Raw genomic sequence first — 19,983 nt, forward strand, 5'->3', positions numbered from 1 at the left:
AACAACAAGTGCAGTAATCGCTGATTGTTGGTCAACAATGCCAACAAATACAACTGGCTCTTTTAGATGGAATGTTGATGGGGCAGGAGGAACACCTTCTTCACCAACTACAGGTCCAACGGGAGCTAATAGTGGTGTAAAATACTTTTATGTAGAAGCTTCAAGTGGTAGTACAGGGTCGATTGCTCAACTTTATACACCAATGATTAATATCTCTGGGTTATCTGATCCTTCATTACAATTTTATTATCATATGTTTGGTGCTAATATTGGTGAATTACATGTTGATATTTTTGATGGGATATCTTGGGTTAATGATGTTGATGTTATTACTGGACAACAGCAAACTACTCAGGCTGCACCATGGATGCAAAGAGTTGTAAGTTTATCTGCTTTCAGTGGTGATATACAAGCTCGATTTAGAGCGGTACGTGGTAATGGAACCAATGGCGATATTTCTTTAGATGATATTTCTTTTGATGAAGCTCCCGCATGTTTGGCTCCTACAAATTTAATCGCTTACAATATTACTGATACATCTGTGGATATTGATTGGACAGGTAGTGGAGTTGTATTTGATTGGGAATATGTGGTGCAACCAGCAGGAACTGGTACCCCAACAGGTTCAGGAACTCCAGTAGACTATCAGCCAATAGAAGGAGAAATAACAGGATTAACACCTAACACGGCCTATGAAGTATATGTGAGAACTTATTGTAGTGCGTCTAGTCAAAGTACTTGGTTTGGTCCAGTGAATTTTACAACATTATGTTCTAGTGTAACTGAATTTACAGAAGATTTTGAGGCAACAACCGCTGCAATATTTCCAGCTTGTTGGGCTAAAGTAGGTTCTTCAGGTTCTGCTTATCCTCAAACTAGTACTGGAATAACAGGTAATAGAAATTTATATATGTACAGTAGTAGTTCTAGTTCAAGACCAGTGGTAAAAATGATACCTGTTAGTAATGCTGATGCTGGTACGCATAGAATGAATATGAAAGTGAGAGCTAATTTTACAGCTGGAGAAACATTAGAATTAGGATATTTAACTAATCCAGATGATGCAAATACATTTGTCTCAATATCTTCTATTGTAACAAATAGTACTTCTGTTCCTCAAAACTTTATTACAGTACCAACTGGAATGCCAAGTGGTTCAGTAGTGTTTGCTTTGAGAACAGGTACAATGTTATACAGTGTTTTAATAGATGACGTTAAATGGGAAGAGATTCCATCTACAGCTCCTTCATGTGCTTCAAATGTAGTAGGAACCCCTGATGCATCATGCGGAAATTTTGCAAACAACTTATCTTGGGATGCTGTTTCTGGAGCAGATGGATATAGAATTACATTAGGAACTACTCCAGGTGGAAATGATGTTCTAGATAATGTTGATTTAGGAAGCGCTTTAACGTATACTTTCACGGGAACAATTAACACTACTTATTACTTTACAATTACACCATATAATGCCATTGGAGATGCAACTGGATGTGTTGAAACTACATTTACAACAAATGCAAATGGTTGTTATTGTACTTCAGTTCCAACAAGTAATGATGATTTAGGTATAACTAATGTGGATGTAGTTAGCACAAGTTTCCCTACTCCAGATGTCACATACTATGATCATACTGCAACTTCGGTAGATATGTCTCAAGGAATTTCTAATAATGTACAAATTACTTTTGCAACAGGTTATACATATAATACATATATTTTAATAGATTTTAATGATGATTTTGATTTTGATGATGCTGGTGAAATAGTGTTTTCAGGAGAATCTTCTGCAACAAATCCGACAACTTATAATGCCTCTTTTGTAATGTCGGGTACAGCTCCTCTAGGTGCACATAGAATGAGAATTGTTACCGCTGATTTTATGCCAACTGTTAACCCATGTTATAGTGGTACTTATGGTGTTACTCTGGATTTTACAATAAATATTGTTGCTGCAAGTTGTACACCTCCAGCAGTTGGTGAAATAACAGCTGTTCACGATTGTGCAAATGGACAATTCAGTCTTGATGTTGAAGTTACTGATTTAGGAAGTGGTTCACCTTCAATTACAGATGGTGTGTCATCTTGGACAGTTACAGGAGTGGGAATTACACAAGTAGGTCCATTTGCTTATGGTTCTTCAGCTACTTTAACATTATTGCATGGTACAGATGCTATTTGTAATTTGTCTTTAGGGACTTTCACATATGCAGTTTGTCCTCCAGTAAATGATGATTTATGTAATGCAATTCCATTAACATTAGGAGCAGCTACAACTGGAACTGCTTATACATTGGAAGGTGCTACTGCGCAAACAAATGAGCCAGTAGGCTCTTGCTTTAACAATGGTATAGATGGTTCTGTTTGGTTTAGTTTTGTGGCTCCAGCAGGTGGTACAGTTGAAGTAACAACCGATTTTTCAGGTGGAACTTTATCAGATGGTGATACTGAAATTGCTGTTTATGATGGAAATGGAATCACGTGTTCAGATTTATCTACTTTACCAGCGGAAGTAGATTGTGATCAAGATGGTGGAACAACTGTAGATTACAGTTCATATTTATCTCTAACAGGTTTAACACCAGGTAACACATATTATGTTCAAGTAGATAGATGGGGTTCAGCAACTTCAGGTTCTTTTGGAATTCAAGTAAATGATTTATTAAGTACTTCTGCATTTGATTTAACTAATTTTGTGGCTTATCCAAATCCAGTAAAAGATATACTTAATTTAGAATATTCATCAAACATTAATTCTGTAGCAATTTATAATATGCTTGGTCAGGAAGTGTTGTCTAGAAAAGTGGAAGCGGCTTCTACATCAATTAACATGTCTCAATTAAATGCAGGTGCTTATGTAGTTAATATAACTATTGAAGGTACTGTACATGTGATTAAAGTAATTAAAGAATAGGATATTAATAATTAATTTTGAAAAGCTTCGAATTGTTTTAATTCGGAGCTTTTTATTTTATCTTCTTTCTTAAAAAAAAGTAAATTCATAGAATAATAGAAAAGATGTATCTTTGTATGAAAATAATGTTTTATGATAGGTACTCAATCTATGACAGCTTTAGAGTTATATTTTAAAAAGTTTAGAGATAATATTATTGGTGTAAATCAATCGTTTTTGTCACCCTATGGAGAACAAAAAATAGTTTATACCGATTGGACTGCAAGTGGACGTTTGTATCGCCCAATAGAAGAAAAATTGATGAACGATTTTGGACCTTTTGTAGCAAACACACATACAGAAACTACAATTTCAGGTACAGCAATGACTATGGCTTACCATAAAGCTAGAACAATTATTAAAAATCATGTAAATGCATCCCAAAACGATATACTAATTACCGATGGTACTGGAATGACAGGGGTTGTAAATAAACTTCAAAGAATACTAGGGTTAAGAATTTCTGAGAATTTAAAAGAATATACTAGTTTCCCTAAAGAATTAAAGCCTATCGTTTTTATTTCCCATATGGAACACCATTCTAATCAAACATCATGGTTGGAAACAATTGCAGATGTTATTGTAGTGCCAGCTGATGAAGAAGGATTATTTTGTTTAGACAACTTAAAAGTGTTATTAGAGCAATATAAAGAAAGGAGTTTTAAAATTGCTTCGATTACATCATGTTCAAATGTAACGGGTATAAAGACGCCTTATCATGCTGTAGCAAAGTTAATGCATCAAAATAATGGAGTTTGTTTTGTTGATTTTGCTTGTTCTGGCCCATATGTAGAAATCGATATGCATCCAGATAATGATAAAGAATCTTATTTAGATGCTATATTTTTTTCTCCACATAAATTTTTAGGAGGTCCAGGAACTTGTGGTGTAATGGTTTTTAATAAGAATTTATATAAAAACAATGTTCCAGATTGTCCTGGTGGAGGAACAGTGAGATGGACAAATCCATGGGGAGATCACCAATATATTGAAAATATAGAAGAAAGAGAAGATGGAGGAACTCCTGGTTTTTTACAAGTAATTAAAGCTGCATTGTCTATTCAATTAAAACAGGAAATGGGTATTACTAATATTTTAAATAGAGAACACGAATTAACAGAATATGTTTTTCAATCGCTGGGTAATATTAGTAATATTAATATTTTAGCGCCTCAACATAAAGAAAGGTTGGGTGTTATTTCATTTTATATTAATGATTTGCACTATAATTTAGGAGTGAAAATATTGAATGATAAATTTGGTATTCAAACAAGAGGAGGATGCAGTTGTGCAGGTACTTATGGACATTATTTATTGCATGTAGATCAAGAAACCTCAAATTCTATTGTTTGTCAAATATCTGCTGGAGATTTAGAAAAGAAACCAGGGTGGATAAGAATGTCTATTCATCCAACTACTACTACTGAAGAAATTGAATATGTATGCAAAAGCATTACTGCATTAGCGGAAAACCATTTAGAATGGAAAAATGATTATCTATACAATGCAAAAAGTAATGAATTTATTCATAAAAATGCCGTAAATATTGAAAAGGAAATGGTAACCAAATGGTTTAATTAATTTTGTTTTTTAGTTATAAAATAATAAAGCCGATTTTTATAAATCGGCTTTATTATTTTATGTTAATTTTTGACTATTTTAAAAGTTTGATTTTTCAACTTTAAAAAATATATTCCATTTTCAAAACTAGAAATGTCTATAGTATTAGCTTGAATACTAAATCCTGAAGATATTTTTTTACCACTTATATCATAAATATTAATTGCTTCTGATATAATATTTTTTGAAAAACGGATAATATCTTTTGTTGGATTTGGATAGACAGTCATATTATGATTTTCAAATGTAGGATTTGATAATGCGATATTTAATGTTTTTGAAAACATCCAATCGTATACTGAAGGATTATTATAAGTAGTACTCCAAGCGTTATGTCCATTTGCTTTATAAAGAGTAAAACAAAGTCTGTCAATGGGTTCTGCTACACCCGAATTTCCAGTCCAAGTTTGTGTATTGGTATCAAATTGCATTGTGAAATCGGTTGTAGCAGCTGTATTATTTGCTCCATATGGGTAAACATCCATAACCGTTTCAGAATTGTTAGCAATACGATTAGCATTGTTTATGGATTGTGTTTTTTGAACCGTTGTGTCACCAAAATTATGATGTATCCAAATATTGGTGTTCTGTAAGAATAGAGCAGGATTTGAAATACTGCCAGCACCGCAAATTGGTACAGCTGCAGCTATTTTATCATGATGGCTATTTAACGCCTGCCAAACGCCACCACCGCCAGCACTTAAGCCCGTAATGTATACTCTGTTAGTATCAATTGGATAATTGAGTAATAAATAATTATACAATGTTAAAAAATCAGCACCAGAGAACCAGCCGCTACCTTTTTGTGGTGAAATAACAATTGCTGGAAAATGCATTCCCTGTTGGATTTGTTTTGGAGTTCCATTTGCTAATACTTTGTAAAGTTCTGTTGTTCCATTTCCTTTTTCACCGATACCGTGATAAAAAATAAGTACAGGATAGGAAGTACCTGATGTAGGAGTAAAGTTTTGGGGTAAGTATTCATAATACCCAAAAGGAATTCCGTTTGAAGAGTTTAAATAAACAGCTGTTTGTTGCCCGGCAGAACCATAAGGAGCTTGCGAGTAGTTGTTGTTACTATGTAATAATAACAATAACAAGGCGAGTGTAGTTTTTAAAATGTTCATTTTGTTTGTTTTATAGTTGTTTGTTGAAAAATACTATAAATATAATTATAAAAATATTTGAGTTCATTGTTTTTTTAATATTCCTTGAATAATTTAATGTAAAAACTCATTTTAATTCTTATTTTTGCGGAGTTTTCAAAATGAAAAATATTATGGTAAAAGATTTATTTGAAAGAATTCAAAATAATAAAGGACCTTTAGGAAAATGGGCTTCTCAGGCTGAAGGATATTATGTTTTTCCTAAATTAGAAGGAGAGTTAGGACCGAGAATGAAATTTCATGGAAAAGAGATTTTAAATTGGAGTATAAACGATTATTTAGGTTTAGCAAATCATCCTGAAGTTAGAAAAACGGATGCTGAAGCAGCTTTACAATATGGAGCGGCTTATCCAATGGGAGCAAGGATGATGAGTGGTCATACTGATATTCATGAAGAATTAGAAAGAGAATTAGCAACTTTTGTTCAAAAAGAGGCAGCTTATTTATTAAACTTTGGATACCAAGGAATTATGTCTGCCATAGACGCTTTGGTAACAAAAAATGATATCATTGTATATGATGTTGATGCTCATGCTTGTATTATTGACGGAGTGCGTTTACATATGGGGAAGCGTTTTACGTATAAGCATAATGATTTAGAAAGCATGGAGAAAAACCTTCAGCGTGCTACTAAAATGGCTTTAGAAACAGGCGGAGGTATCTTATTTATAACTGAAGGAGTATTTGGAATGCGTGGACAACAAGGTAAATTAAAAGAAATTGTTGCTATGAAAGAAAAATATAATTTTAGATTATTAGTTGATGATGCACATGGTTTTGGAACATTAGGTAAAACTGGAGCTGGAGCTGGTGAGGAGCAAGGATGTCAAGATGGGATTGACGTTTATTTTTCTACTTTTGCAAAATCAATGGCTAGTATTGGCGCTTTCTTAGCAGGTGATAAAGATATTATCGATTATTTGAAATATAATTTACGTTCGCAAATGTTTGCCAAATCATTACCAATGATTCAAACTGTTGGTGCTTTAAAACGTTTGCAAATGTTAAAAACAATGCCAGAACTGAAAGATAAGTTATGGGAGAATGTAAATGCATTACAAAATGGATTAAAAGACAGAGGTTTTAATATAGGTGACACAAATACTTGTGTAACTCCTGTATATTTAGAAGGATCTATACCTGAAGCCATGATTATGGTTAATGATTTACGTGAAAACTATGGTATTTTCCTTTCAATTGTTGTATATCCAGTAATTCCTAAAGGGATTATTTTACTAAGAATGATACCTACTGCATCTCATACTATACAAGATATTGAAGAAACATTAGCGGCGTTTGAAGCAATCCGTGAAAAATTGAATAACGGAACTTATAAGAAAATAGCTGAAGCTAATGTTGTTGATATGGAAAAATAATTTTTAAAAGCTAATAAAATAAAAACCACTTGTTTACAAGTGGTTTTTTTATTTTTAAAAACTTAAATGTGTATTTCAGAAACTCATATTGTTATTTTTCAATAACTTGTTTACATTTGTAAGAAATGCTATAACTATGAAAAGAAAATTTGAAGAATATCGGCTAGAAATTTTACTAATTATTATTTATGGTTTTTTAGGTTTCTTGTTTTGGTATATGTATTCTTTATAGTTGTTAAAATAGAAACCTATTGTTTTTGTTTTTTAGACACATCTAAAGCAGTTATACTTTCTTCCTGTTGAGTTATAGTAGGGCTTACTATATTGCCGATAAAACTCGCGGTGTGATATCCTTTTTTATCTGTATAAACGATTTCTATAGAAAAAATACCCAATTCGGTAGGTTCTACAATTAAGAATTTTTCGTTGTTATTACCAATAATCTTTAATTCTCCTAAACCTTTTTTATTCTTACTATTAGTTAAGTTTGTATTAACATCCCATTTATAGCTTTCAGATTCTTGAAAGTTGCTTAATGTAAATGTGGTAGGTTGCCCTAAAATAACAGTAAAATAACCTGAAATGGTTCCGTTGTTAGATTGAGAAAATCCGAATAAGCAAAACATCATTGCAAAAACCAAAGTTAAAGTGAATCTTTTCATGTTTATGAGGCTTTATTTGTTCCATTTTGGTCTTGAACATTATTACGACCCTTATTTAAAAATGTAATAGAATGTTTACTTTTAAATAAATTATGTTTGTGTTTTTATAAAAGTAGTAATATATTTTTAAATTTTTAACAATTATTTTGTTAAAATACAGATTAAAGGTGTTTTTTTATCGACAAATGGTTGTTTATAACCTTGTTAGTGTTAGTGTTTTTGGGGCTTATGGAAAAATAATAAAAAAACGACTTCTATTAAAAATAGAAGTCGTTAACAAGAAAATTTATTTATAGTTGTTTTGTTATGTTTATTTTAATTTCTTTTTCTCTTTTACTAATGTGGTAACCTGAGTATGATTTGAAACAATTTCTGTAGGACTTACTACATTTCCCATAAAAGAAGCAGTGTGATATCCTTTTTCATCCATATACGATAAATGAATGGAGAAAGTACCTACTGCAGTGGGTTCGATAGTTAGTGTTTTGTTTGTATCTGATCCTACAATTTTTAATGTTCCAATAGTTTGGTTTTCTGTAGAAGTGCAATGATTATTGATGTCCCAATCATAACAGTTATCACATTGTGCATTAGGTGAAGCTGTAAAAGTTGTAGGTTGTCCTAAAATAACGGTAAAATAACCAGTAATCGTTCCATCATTACATTGAGAGAAACCTGCCAAGCAAAATCCAATTGCTAATAAAAATGATAAAGTAAAGTTTTTCATAGTTTTGGGTTATTTTTTGTTCCTTATGGTCTTGAACGTTTATGCGACCTTTAGCATCTTAAAAAAATCTATATTATTGGTCTTAATGATCTTATTATAAAATACTTATGTAAATATATAATTAGGAAATAAAAAAAGTTTACAAGTTATTTGCCGATTTTGTTAAACTTTCAATGTATGTTTGTTTATATCGACAAAAGGTTGTTTTTGTGTTAATACAATGTTAAAATTAACATAAAACAATATGTTAAAAGATTTTTATATGATTTTATAAAATAGTTTATAAAACTATATAAGACGGTTATTTTTATAGTTTGTATTATCTTTGTAACAAGATTTTTGTTATGAAAAAAGTGTATTTTGATAATGCTGCTACAACAGCTTTAAGAGAAGAAGTGATTCATGAAATGACATCCGTTTTGATTGAAAATTTTGGAAATCCTTCTTCTACACATAGTTTTGGTAGAAATGCTAAAAATATTTTAGAATCTTCTAGAAAAATAATTGCAAAACACTTGTATGCTTTGGCTTCAGAAATAATTTTTACTTCTAGTGCAACTGAAGCTACCAATTGGATTTTAAGAAGTGCAGTTAAGGATTTAGGGGTAAAACATATAATTACCTCTAAAATAGAACATCATGCAACGTTGCATACGGTTTTAGTTTTGGAGAAAGAGTATAATGTAAAGGTCTCTTATTTGCCTATTTTAGAAGATGGAAATTTAGATATCGCTTTTTTGAATGGTTTTTTAGAAGATGATGAGAAAACCATAGTGTCTTTAATGCATGTGAATAATGAGACAGGAGAAATTCTTCCTATTGATCAAGTAAGTAAAATATGTCAAGAAAAAAAAGCTTATTTTCATTGTGACGCAGTACAGTCAATAGGAAAAATGCCCTTAGATGTGAATTTGTTAGGAGCTGATTTTATAGTAGGTACGGCACATAAATTTCATGGTCCAAAAGGGATTGGTTTTGCTTATATAAAAAAGAATACTATTCTACAACCGTTATTATATGGTGGTGAACAGGAAAAAGGTTTTAGAGCAGGAACAGAAGCGGTCCATCAAGTCTCTGGCATGGCTAAAGCATTAGAATTGGCTTACATCAATCTAAACGAAGAACGAGCTTATATTGAAAGTTTAAAAAAATATTGTACAGAAAGTTTGAAAAAAGCTTTTCCAGATAGTAAAATCATTGGTTTGAATACTTTTTATAATATGATGAACGTGGTGTTGCCATTAGACCCCAATAAAACAGCCATGTTACTTTTTTCTTTAGATATGAAAGGAATAGCTGTATCAAGAGGTAGTGCTTGCCAAAGTGGAAGTAATAAACCATCTCATGTTTTAGCTGCATTTTTATCACCTGAAGAACAATTAAAACCCAATATTAGAATTTCGTTTAGTCATTGGAATACAAAAGAGGAAATTGACTATTTGGTGGAAGTTTTACAAACGATATAAAAATAAAAGGAGATTCGGTGAATCTCCTTTTTGTGTTTCTTTTATATTAATATTAGAATAAATCTGGATATTTTGAAGGGTAAGCTTCCGACATAATTTTGTATACCTTTTCATATATATCTTCAGCGCTTGGTTTTGAAAAATAGTCTCCATCAGTACCGTATGCTGGTCGGTGAGCTTGTGCTGTTAAGGTTTGTGGCTCACTATCTAAATGGAAGAAACCTTTTTGCTTTTCAATTATTTCTTGAAGAATATAGGCACTTGCACCTCCTGGTACATCTTCATCAATTACTAATAAGCGATTTGTTTTGGCTAAGCTTTTTACAATATCTTGATTAATATCAAAAGGAAGTAAAGACTGTATGTCAATAATTTCGATGTCAATGCCTGCTTCAAGTAGCTCTTTTGCCGCTTGTTCTACTAATCGTAGTGTAGAACCATAAGAAACAACAGTAAGGTCTTTTCCTTCTTTAATTGTTTCAACTACTCCAATAGGCGTTTTAAACTCACCGATGTTGGTTGGTTTTTTCTCTTTTAAACGATACCCATTCAAACATTCTATTAATAAAGCAGGTTCATCTGTTTCTAGAAGTGTATTATAGAAACCAGCCGCTTTAGTCATGTTTCTAGGTACTAAAACATGAATTCCTCTGACAGCATTGATAATCATTCCCATTGGTGATCCTGCATGCCAAATACCTTCTAAGCGATGACCACGTGTTCTAATGATTAAAGGTGCTTTTTGTTTTCCATGCGTTCTGTATTGTAAAGTGGCTAAATCATCACTCATGATTTGAATAGCATACAATAAATAATCTAAATATTGAATTTCTGCAATAGGGCGTAATCCTCGCATGGCTAAACCAATACCTTGACCAAGAATGGTAGCTTCACGAATTCCAGTATCGGCAACTCGTAATTCACCATATTTTTCTTGCATGCCTTCTAAGCCTTGATTAACATCACCAATGTTTCCAGTATCTTCACCGAAAATAAGTGTTTCCGGATATTTGGAAAATAAATAATCAAAATTATCTCTTAAAATCAAACGTGCATCAATATCTTCACTAGTTTCATCATAAGCAGGTAAAACTTCTTTTACATTAAATACATTTTTTTCAGATTCAGAATATAAATGCGAACTGAATTTTGGTTGTATTTTTTTAGAATATGTTGTAATCCAATTGGCTAAAATAGATTTTCCTTCTTCTTTAATAATCAAACGAAGTACTTTTCTAGCTGTTGTTAAAATATCTTTCCTGATAGGTTCTTTTATAGAAGCTAAATCATTAGCATGTTTTTCTATAAAAACTTTATTAGCGCTCGTTTTTGCAATATCTTGTAATAGGATTACTAATTCTTGTAATTCATTTTTAATAGGATTGTTGTAAGCTGCCCAAGCTGCTTTTTTTCCTTCTAAAACTGCTTTTTTACACGTTGAATTAATTTCGTCTATTTCTTCTTCGGTAGCAATATTATTGCTAATCATCCAAAGTTTCATTTGTTCGATACAGTCAAATTCCTTTTCCCAATCTAAGCGTTCTCGACTTTTGTATCTTTCATGACTACCAGAAGTTGAATGACCTTGAGGTTGTGTTAATTCATCCACGTGTATTAAAACGGGTATGTGTTCTTCTCTAGCTATTTTAGCTGCTTTTTCATATACATCTACTAGTGCTGGATAGTCCCAACCTTTAACACGAATAATTTCGTATCCTTTGTTTTCTTCATCTCTTTGAAAACCTTTTAAGATTTCAGAAATATTTTCTTTAGTAGTTTGGTATTTAGCGTGAACTGAAATTCCATATTCATCATCCCACACACTCATTACCATTGGTACTTGTAAAACCCCAGCAGCATTTATTGTTTCAAAAAATAAGCCTTCAGAGGTAGATGCATTTCCGATGGTTCCCCAAGCTATTTCATTTCCTGAAATAGAAAAATTAGTATGGTTTTCAAGTTCTTTTACATTTCTGAATATTTTTGATGCTTGTGCTAATCCTAATAAACGTGGCATTTGCCCAGCAGTAGGAGAGATGTCTGCACTAGAATTTTTTTGCTGGGTAAGATTTTTCCAATTCCCATTTTTATCTAAACTATGTGTAGCGAAATGTCCTCCCATTTGTCTTCCAGCACTCATTGGATCAAAATCAATATCGGTATGACCATACAGACCAGCAAAAAATTGCTCAATAGTAAGTTCATTAATGGCCATCATGAAGGTTTGATCACGGTAATAACCAGATCTAAAGTCTCCATTTTTAAAAGCTTTAGCCATAGCAAGTTGAGGTACTTCTTTGCCGTCTCCAAAAATACCAAACTTAGCTTTTCCAGTAAGAACCTCACGTCTCCCTAACAAACTACATTCTCTACTGATTACAGCAGTCTTATAGTCTTTAAGTACTTCAGTTTTAAAATCTTGGAAAGATAAAGTTTCTTTTGTGACAGAATTACTCATAAGTATTAATTTTGATGTTGCCACAAATATAGTCAAATACTAGGGAAAAAGCAATAGGAGGGGTCTTTAAATATTAATAATTATTACTAATATATTCAAATTAATATAAATATTGTATTTATTAGGTGTTTTAATGCTGTTTTATTGAAAAATGTTTAAAAAATCAAAAAAATGTTATTAAAACCATTTTCTGGTAAATAATGAAACAAGTGTTTTAGGACTAATAGTAATTAGAAATCGAATTTTTTCATGATAGTTTTTATCATTTAATTCAAAACCATTAGAAGACTGAACTGGTAAAAACAATTCAAAATAGTCAGGCACTAAGTTTAAATGTATTCCTGAATCGTAGAGAAATTGAGTAGGTTGAAAATGATTTTTAAGTAACCCAACATCACCATAAACTTGTATCCAATTCCAAATATTTACCGATCCATTTATGGTAGTCATCCAATTGTTTGCATAACGAGTGTCTAATTTCGATTTAAAGCCTCCTTCTGAATAGACAAATTGCTGACTAAAAAGACCTGTAGATTCACTTCTACCTAATAAATTAGTTTGAAATGTAAGATCAACGGGTTTGTCTAATCCAAAGCTATATAAATTGTTCTCTTTGTTTGAATAGATAAATTTTCCTGCAAAAAGTCTAAGACTTATTTGTCTATTATTTTCAAATAATTTTCGATAATTAATTACTGTTGTTACATTTCCAAATGAATTTGAAATTTGTACTTGATTGGATAGATTAAAAACTTTTGTAATCTCGGATTGGAAATTTCCATAGGAAGCGCTAAATACAGAAAATCGTGAAGCTTCGGTGTTTATAGCTAAATTTTTAGTTCCTTCTCTGTCTATAAATATCTCTTTAATTTGTATGTATTCTGTTTTGTTAGTTCTTAAGTTTCGATCTCTAAAAATAAATTGCACAGAAGGTATTATTCTTGTATATTTTGTATTAGGAGCATAATGTGATTGGTTTCCGCTTAATCCATAAATAATACGGTATAACTTACTATCATCTCTAACATAATCGTCTACAATTGCAGAAAAATTACCAATTATTTTTCCAGTATTGGTAGAATAAAATGGTGCAACACTAAAATTAAATGGTTTGTTTAATATAGATTTGTTATTAAAACGAACACCGAAGGCGATACCATCATATAGATTAAACTCAAATTCTGGCATGTAAAAGAGTTGGTTGTAATTAGGTTCTTCTAAATCTTTATAGAAATTCAATTTTAAGGGCCTATGATTAAAGAAAAATCCTTTTAACGATTTCCAATTGTTTCTTAAACTATATTCTGGGACTTCGTTTTGGTAATTTAAAACTAGTTTTGTTGCCTCATTTCTTGGTAAAACAAAAGTAGTATCTGTTTTAATGTTTTCTAGCCATTGCTTATTTATAATGCTGTCATTTTTAAGTTGGTATAACGAAATGGGAACATTAGTTTTAGTCTTGTTTTTAATAGTAACATAAACACTATCTTTCTGTTTTTTAATTTTAGATATTTTATAGTCAATAATTTCTCTACTATCTACAAGTGTTGTAAAAAACCAATCTAAATTTTTATCTGTTTTGCTTTCTAAAAGCATTTTAAAATCGGTTGCATTGGTTTGGTTGGTTTCATTTAAGGCTAAAAATTCTTTGATGGTATTAGCTACAATTTCTTTACCTAAATAGGAATTTAAATAGTTTAAACTTAATCCTGCTTTGTATTTATTTGCAATTTGCTCGTTAAATTTAATTAAATTGTTTTTGTACTCAGTTAACGGTTGGTCGAGGTTTTTTCTAGCCATTAACATGTACAAATAATTATACTGTTGATTGAAATCTAGATTAATGAAATGATAAGATTTTAAAAGTTTAATTTTAGACAAATTTCCTGTCATTTTTATTTCAGGATGATAAGTATCAATATATTGCATCATAATGAAAACCTGAATACCATCTGCAATCCATTGATTTTTTCTAGGATTTAATTGTAGATTTTCTTTGAGATAATTATTTGTATAGGTTTTCAAAAACATCAATTCAAACATAAACTCATCTGAAAAAGGGCTTAAAAAAGAAGGCAATTGATTTAAACCATAGAAAGGTTGACGATTATAATCTTCTTTGGATACCAATATTTTTTTAAAAGAAGAGTTTCCCGTTTTTTCCGCAACAAAATGAGTGATTTTATCTATAATAATTGCTTTGTTAATATCTTCTATTTTGGTTTCCAAATTGGTAACTACTTCTCCTAATTCATTTTTGTAATGTGTAAACTCTTTTTTAGGGGTAATGCATAAGGTAAAATCGGTTCTGTTTTCTCCATGAAAAGTATAGGTGTCAAAATTAGGATTAGAAACAACGGTATTAGCCTCTAAAAATAAATCGGAAGCAATGGCATTATTTTTAGGAATTTCTATTTCTAAATTGTAATTGGTTGGTGCATTAGAAATATCGTCTAAATTTTCATTGCTATAGCTTACAAACTTTTTGTCTTCAAATCGAGCAGGAGACAGAAACCAATTTTTTAAATAGAACTTACCTTCATTGGTAAAACCATATTTTGTAAAACGGTCATTAGGAATTTTTACTTTATAAGACAAAAAAAGCGTTATACTTTCGCTAGGTAATAAAGGAGTATTTAAATTAAGTTCTAAAAGATCGACATGGTCTTGAGGTCTTTTCCAAGCTATATTTGAAAAATTACTTTCTTTAATACTTATAATTTCAGTATACCCTCGATCTTCTTCTTTAGCTAAATGAAATGCTCTAATATATTCATCCGAAAAGCGTTTAGCCAATGGTGAGTTTTTACTAGAAAAAGCATTATTCCAGTCGTTTAAAACAATTTCTTGAAGCGTAGTGTTGCTAGAATTTATATAGGTCAATTCTTGTTGAACAGAAAGAGTTTTGTCTTCTTGGTTTACTCGAACACTAATTTTAGAATTATGTTGAGAAAAACAGAGACACGAGCAGAGAAGTAATAATAGTAAACCCCTAATCTTCAAAGTATTTTTATTAAAAGATTACAATTTTAATAAAAAGTTGCGTCATTTTGTAGGTTTTACCCTTAAAATCTGCTTAGAATTTTGCAAAAAAGGCTTAATGTTAATAAAATCAAATGTTTATGATTAAGTAAGTTAATCTTAATGCCTACATTTGTAAAAAAAAGAAAAAGTATGCCTCAAAAATTACACCTTTTAATCGCTCTTTTTTTGGTTTCTGTTTGTTCTGCCCAAATTGTGATTAATGAAATCGATGCCGATACACCTAGTTCTGACCAATTAGAATTTGTGGAATTAAAGTCGGATTCTCCTAATTTTCCCTTGGATGGTTATGTTTTAGTTTTTTTTAATGGGGGAAGTTTGTCTCCCTATTCTGGAACTTCTTGTTATTATGCTTTTGATTTAGACGGTTACACTACTGATATTAATGGAATTGCACATTTTGGAAATAGTTCTGTTAATCCAGCTCCAATGGGTATTTTTGCAAATAATTTGGTTCAAAATGGACCAGATGTTGTGGCTTTATACCTTGGTGATGCTTCCGATTTTCAATATTCAGTTCAACCTGGAACTCCTGCTTCTGCTACTAATTTAATAGATGCTGTTGCTTATTCAAACAATACTAATCAGCCTACCAATATGATGTCTATTTTGGGGATTACCTATTGTACCAATGAAAATGCTAATGGTTTAAAAGATTCTGAATCAGTACAAAGAAAAAATGATGGTACATACGAAGTAAAAGTAGCTACTCCAGGTGCTAATAATGATGGAACAGGTGTAGTTATAAATTATGTTACTATTTCCACTCCTGAAACGTCTTATATTGAAGGGGAAAGTTTTGTGATCACTTTTTCTACAGATACACCAGTTCAAAACGAACAATTAGTTTTTAATTACACTTTGGTAAATGGAAACTTTATGGTTAGTGATTATGGTTCTGTAAATTTAACGGTATCAATACCAGTTGGTGAAACTACTGCACAAAGAACGATTCCTATTTATGATGATACATCAGATGAAGGGGATGAAGAAATGTTAATTCAGATACAATCACTTCCTTTTGGTTATGCTTCTGCAAATAACAATGTAATTATTAGAGTATATGATAATGATTATGTAGTACAAACTTATGGAACACCATTAAACCCTACTTATGGCATAGTTACTCCTACAACTCCAGCAGGTTATTATGATAGCTTAGAAGGACTTTCTGGAGCAGCATTAAAGCAGGCTTTACAAGATATTATTGCTGATCCAAATGTAGTACATGCTCATAATTATGGCGATATAGAATATATTTTAAAAGAATCTGATAAAAACCCATTAAACTCGAATCAAGTTTGGCAAATGTATGTTGAAAGTCCGAAAGCAATTTTAGATTATCAAACAGGTTCTAGTAATATTGGTGTTTGGAACAGGGAGCATATTTTTCCTCAATCTCGAGGCGGTTTTTCAGGAGGAACTTCTTCAACGGCTGATGGAATAAATGTATGGTTGCCTACCAATGCAGACGATATTGTGGCAGGACATGGAGATGCGCACCATATTAGAGCCGAAGATGGAGCTGAAAATTCAACTCGAAGTAATAGAGATTATGGTGTAGATTATAATGGACCATCAGGAAGTCAGGGTAGTTGGCATGGTGATGTTGCCAGAGCTTTGTTTTATATGGCTGTTCGTTATAACGGACTTACCTTAGTGAATGGTAATCCTGCAGATAATGTAGTTGGACAAATGGGAGATTTAGCCACACTATTAACTTGGAATACTCAAGATCCTGCTGATGATTTTGAAATGAATCGAAACAATTATATTTATACTTGGCAATTCAATAGAAATCCTTTTATAGATTATCCGTTATTAGCAGACTATATTTTTGGTGCAAATTATGGACAACCTTGGTCTTTTGCTTTATCCAACGAAAGTTTTCAAGAGAATTTAGTTAAAGTATATCCAAATCCAGCTACAGATTATTTGCTATTTTCCAGTATTGTAGGAAAGGCTACAGTAGTAATTTCAAATTTATCAGGACAAGTAGTACTACAGCATCAATTTGAAAATGAGTCTCGTTTACCAATTCATTTGCCAACAGGCATTTATTTAGTGAAAGTGTCAAATGAAACCGCTTCAGTGTATAAAAAAATTATAGTTAATTAAGAATTAAGAAGCATTATTATATTATAAAATAGTAAAGCGACTTTTTTAGTCGCTTTTTTGTTACAAATTAAATTATGATTCGTCTTCTATGTGTCAATAACTATAAAAATGTAGCATTATGAAAAATTTATTTTGTGTTTTAGTATTCTTATGTGGTACCAGTTTTATTTTTTCTCAATCTTTTAGCAAGTTTGAAAATAATAAAGAAGTGTCTTCTTTTGTGATTAATAAAGATTTGTTTTCAGATATAGAAATCAGTAAAAAAGGAAAAGACAAAGAAGAAAATAAAATTATAGATTTTTTAAGTAAAGTAGAATTTATAAAAGTTTTTTCTACTTCTAATGAATCTCTTAGAAAAGATATGAAAAGTGTTGCAAAGAAGTATCAAAAGAATAAAAGTTTAGAACAATTGATGAAATTTTCTGATAAAGGTAAAGAAGCTAGCTTTTTAATGAAAACCAATCATAAAGATGAATTACAAGAATTAATGATTTTTGTAGAAGGTTCTGAGAAAAATGACAGTGTGTTAATTCTTTTTTCTCTGAGTTAAAATTTGATAATGAATTAGTTAAGAGCCTGTAATGTTTATTTACAGGCTTTTTTATGAAATAAAAATAAGCTTTTAGTTCTAGAAAAATACTTTAAGCTCCTTAAAAATGTCTATTTTAGTAGTATAGAAGCCATTTACAATCATGCACCGACTAAAAAAAATAGGACTCATTTTTATCATACTCTTAATTTTCATTGGGATATTAAACTTTGGTGTTAGCCTTTGGTTAGAAAAAAAAATCCCCCAATTGATTAATCAAGAAAGTAATTCTGATTATCATGTAACTTGTAAAAATGTCGATTTATCGCTTTGGAATTCTTCTATACAAGTTTCAGATATTGTGGTTTGCCCCAAAAAAGAAAATGAGGATAAAAAAATAGGAATTTATGCATCGGTAGCTACTATTGAAATTACCGATTTTAGTATTAGTAGCATTTTATTTGGTAGTAAAATAAAAGCAGAAAAATTAAGAATTCGGAAACCTGATATTGTTTTGTATAAAAATAATAATGTTGTACTTTCTAATCCTAAAAGCATACAAAGTAAAGTTATTAAACCTTTTGATAAAATAATTGTAGTTTCTACTATTTTCTTAACCAATGGAAATGTGAAGGTAATCAATCAGGGAAATAATGCCATTTTAGCCTCCTTTCATAATTTAAATATACACCTAGAAGGAATTGTTATTAGTGAAGCTTCTTTGCAGCAAAAAATTCCGCTTTTATATAAAAATTATAGTATTAGTTGTGATAGTCTTTTTTATAGACCTAATGTGTTTTATACTTTAAAAGCGAATGAACTAAAGACAACTAAAACATCTTTTCAATTACAGAATTTACAACTTAAACCTGTATACGACAGGAAAACATTTGTTCAAAAAATACCCAAAGAAAAAGATTTATTTACAGTAGCAGTAGAGGAATTAAAGATGAACACTATTGATTGGGGTTTTAATGCTGAAGATGTTTTTTATTTTACATGTGACACGCTTGCTTTACATCGCTTAGATGCAAATATATATCGAGGTAAAATGCCTAAAGATGATTTGTCTAAGAAAAAATTATATACTAAATTATTACGAGAATTGCCTTTTGATTTGCAAATTAAAAATATACTATTGAAACAATCAAAAATTGTCTACGAAGAAGAGAAAACATTTGAAGAAGGACCAGGAAAACTAATTTTTGACCATTTTAAAATGCACGTTACTTCTCTTTCGAGTGCTTGGCATAAAACCGAAACAGAGGATACGAAAATTGCAATTCATTGTAATTTCATGAAAGAAACTCCTTTAAAAGTGGATTGGAAATTTAATGTATTAGATAGTATGGAAGGATTTGAAATTAAAGGAAAAATTATACATTTCAATGCAGAAAAACTGGCTTATTTTACAAAACCTTATTTGAATGTAGTTGTTAAAGGAAATCTAGATAAAGTATTTTTTAACTTCAAAGGGAATGATATTGAAAATAAAGGTGATTTTGCTTTGGAATACAACGATTTAAATGTAGTGTTATATAGAAATGACAAACCTTATAAAAAGAATAAATTTTTGTCTGCACTAGGAAACTTGTTGGTTAAAAACGATTCTGATAAAGAATTAAAAACGGTAACCGTTGAGGTAAAAAGAAATCAAGAAAAATCATTTTATAATTTTTTATGGATTAGTGTAGCCGATGGATTAAAGCAAATTCTGCTTTAAAATTATATTGTTTTGTCTTGAATAATCTCAACCTCTTGAGGGAAATTTTAAAGAAATGTTTTCTTAACTTTTTGGAAAGCTTTTAATAAAGTTGAAGTAATTTAAACATAACTTTTTAGTTATCTTAGATGTAAGGTTATGAT

At 30.8% G+C, this 19,983-nt stretch carries 12 protein-coding genes; 7 read left to right on the forward strand and 5 right to left on the reverse strand.

Annotated features, from left to right (window positions below; translation table 11 throughout):
- A partial coding sequence (locus tag CX675_RS06530) for a T9SS type A sorting domain-containing protein (RefSeq protein WP_205728612.1) occupies positions 1-2,914 on the forward strand: 2,914 nt, incomplete at its 5' end.
- A gap of 132 nt (positions 2,915-3,046) precedes the next feature.
- Positions 3,047-4,534 (forward strand): aminotransferase class V-fold PLP-dependent enzyme, encoded by a 1,488-nt coding sequence (locus tag CX675_RS06535; protein WP_130734425.1) that lies wholly within the window; start codon positions 3,047-3,049, stop codon positions 4,532-4,534.
- A gap of 62 nt (positions 4,535-4,596) precedes the next feature.
- Here the strand turns inward: CX675_RS06535 and CX675_RS06540 are convergent, their stop codons facing one another.
- Positions 4,597-5,700 (reverse strand): T9SS type A sorting domain-containing protein, encoded by a 1,104-nt coding sequence (locus CX675_RS06540; protein ID WP_130734426.1) that lies wholly within the window; start codon positions 5,698-5,700, stop codon positions 4,597-4,599.
- A gap of 152 nt (positions 5,701-5,852) precedes the next feature.
- Here CX675_RS06540 and CX675_RS06545 point away from each other — a divergent pair, with 152 nt between their 5' ends.
- Positions 5,853-7,115 (forward strand): pyridoxal phosphate-dependent aminotransferase family protein, encoded by a 1,263-nt coding sequence (locus tag CX675_RS06545; RefSeq protein WP_130734700.1) that lies wholly within the window; start codon positions 5,853-5,855, stop codon positions 7,113-7,115.
- Between the two features lie 248 nt (positions 7,116-7,363).
- Here CX675_RS06545 and CX675_RS06550 read toward each other — a convergent pair whose 3' ends face one another.
- Positions 7,364-7,777 carry a hypothetical protein gene (locus CX675_RS06550; protein ID WP_130734427.1) on the reverse strand — a complete coding sequence of 138 codons (414 nt, stop codon included), beginning with the start codon at positions 7,775-7,777 and terminating at the stop codon, positions 7,364-7,366.
- A 310-nt stretch (positions 7,778-8,087) separates the two neighbouring features.
- Entirely contained in the window at positions 8,088-8,504 is a 417-nt protein-coding gene (locus CX675_RS06555) for a hypothetical protein (RefSeq protein WP_130734428.1), read from the reverse strand.
- Between the two features lie 344 nt (positions 8,505-8,848).
- Here CX675_RS06555 and CX675_RS06560 point away from each other — a divergent pair, with 344 nt between their 5' ends.
- Positions 8,849-9,970, forward strand: coding sequence for a cysteine desulfurase family protein (locus CX675_RS06560; protein WP_130734429.1), 1,122 nt, complete (start codon positions 8,849-8,851; stop codon positions 9,968-9,970).
- Between the two features lie 52 nt (positions 9,971-10,022).
- On the opposite strand, the gene CX675_RS06565 is transcribed toward CX675_RS06560, so the two are convergent.
- The gene (locus CX675_RS06565) at positions 10,023-12,428 is read right to left on the reverse strand and encodes a thiamine pyrophosphate-dependent enzyme (protein ID WP_130734430.1); all 2,406 of its coding nucleotides are present in this window, start codon (positions 12,426-12,428) and stop codon (positions 10,023-10,025) included.
- A 177-nt stretch (positions 12,429-12,605) separates the two neighbouring features.
- Positions 12,606-15,311 (reverse strand): aminopeptidase, encoded by a 2,706-nt coding sequence (locus tag CX675_RS06570; RefSeq protein ID WP_240723606.1) that lies wholly within the window; start codon positions 15,309-15,311, stop codon positions 12,606-12,608.
- Between the two features lie 291 nt (positions 15,312-15,602).
- Between CX675_RS06570 and CX675_RS06575 the strand changes: the two genes are divergently transcribed.
- The 3 genes from CX675_RS06575 to CX675_RS06585 all read left to right on the forward strand — a co-directional run bounded on the left by CX675_RS06575 (position 15,603) and on the right by CX675_RS06585 (position 19,840).
- Positions 15,603-17,588, forward strand: a complete 1,986-nt coding sequence (locus CX675_RS06575; protein ID WP_130734431.1) for an endonuclease — start codon at positions 15,603-15,605, stop codon at positions 17,586-17,588.
- 118 nt (positions 17,589-17,706) lie between these two features.
- The gene (locus tag CX675_RS06580) at positions 17,707-18,138 is read left to right on the forward strand and encodes a DUF4252 domain-containing protein (RefSeq protein ID WP_130734432.1); all 432 of its coding nucleotides are present in this window, start codon (positions 17,707-17,709) and stop codon (positions 18,136-18,138) included.
- 247 nt (positions 18,139-18,385) lie between these two features.
- The gene (locus CX675_RS06585; RefSeq protein ID WP_130734433.1) at positions 18,386-19,840 is read left to right on the forward strand and encodes a hypothetical protein; all 1,455 of its coding nucleotides are present in this window, start codon (positions 18,386-18,388) and stop codon (positions 19,838-19,840) included.
- The last annotated feature ends 143 nt before the right edge of the window (positions 19,841-19,983 follow it).

The organism is Flavobacterium sp. J27, assembly GCF_004303025.1.
GTDB lineage: Bacteria > Bacteroidota > Bacteroidia > Flavobacteriales > Flavobacteriaceae > Flavobacterium.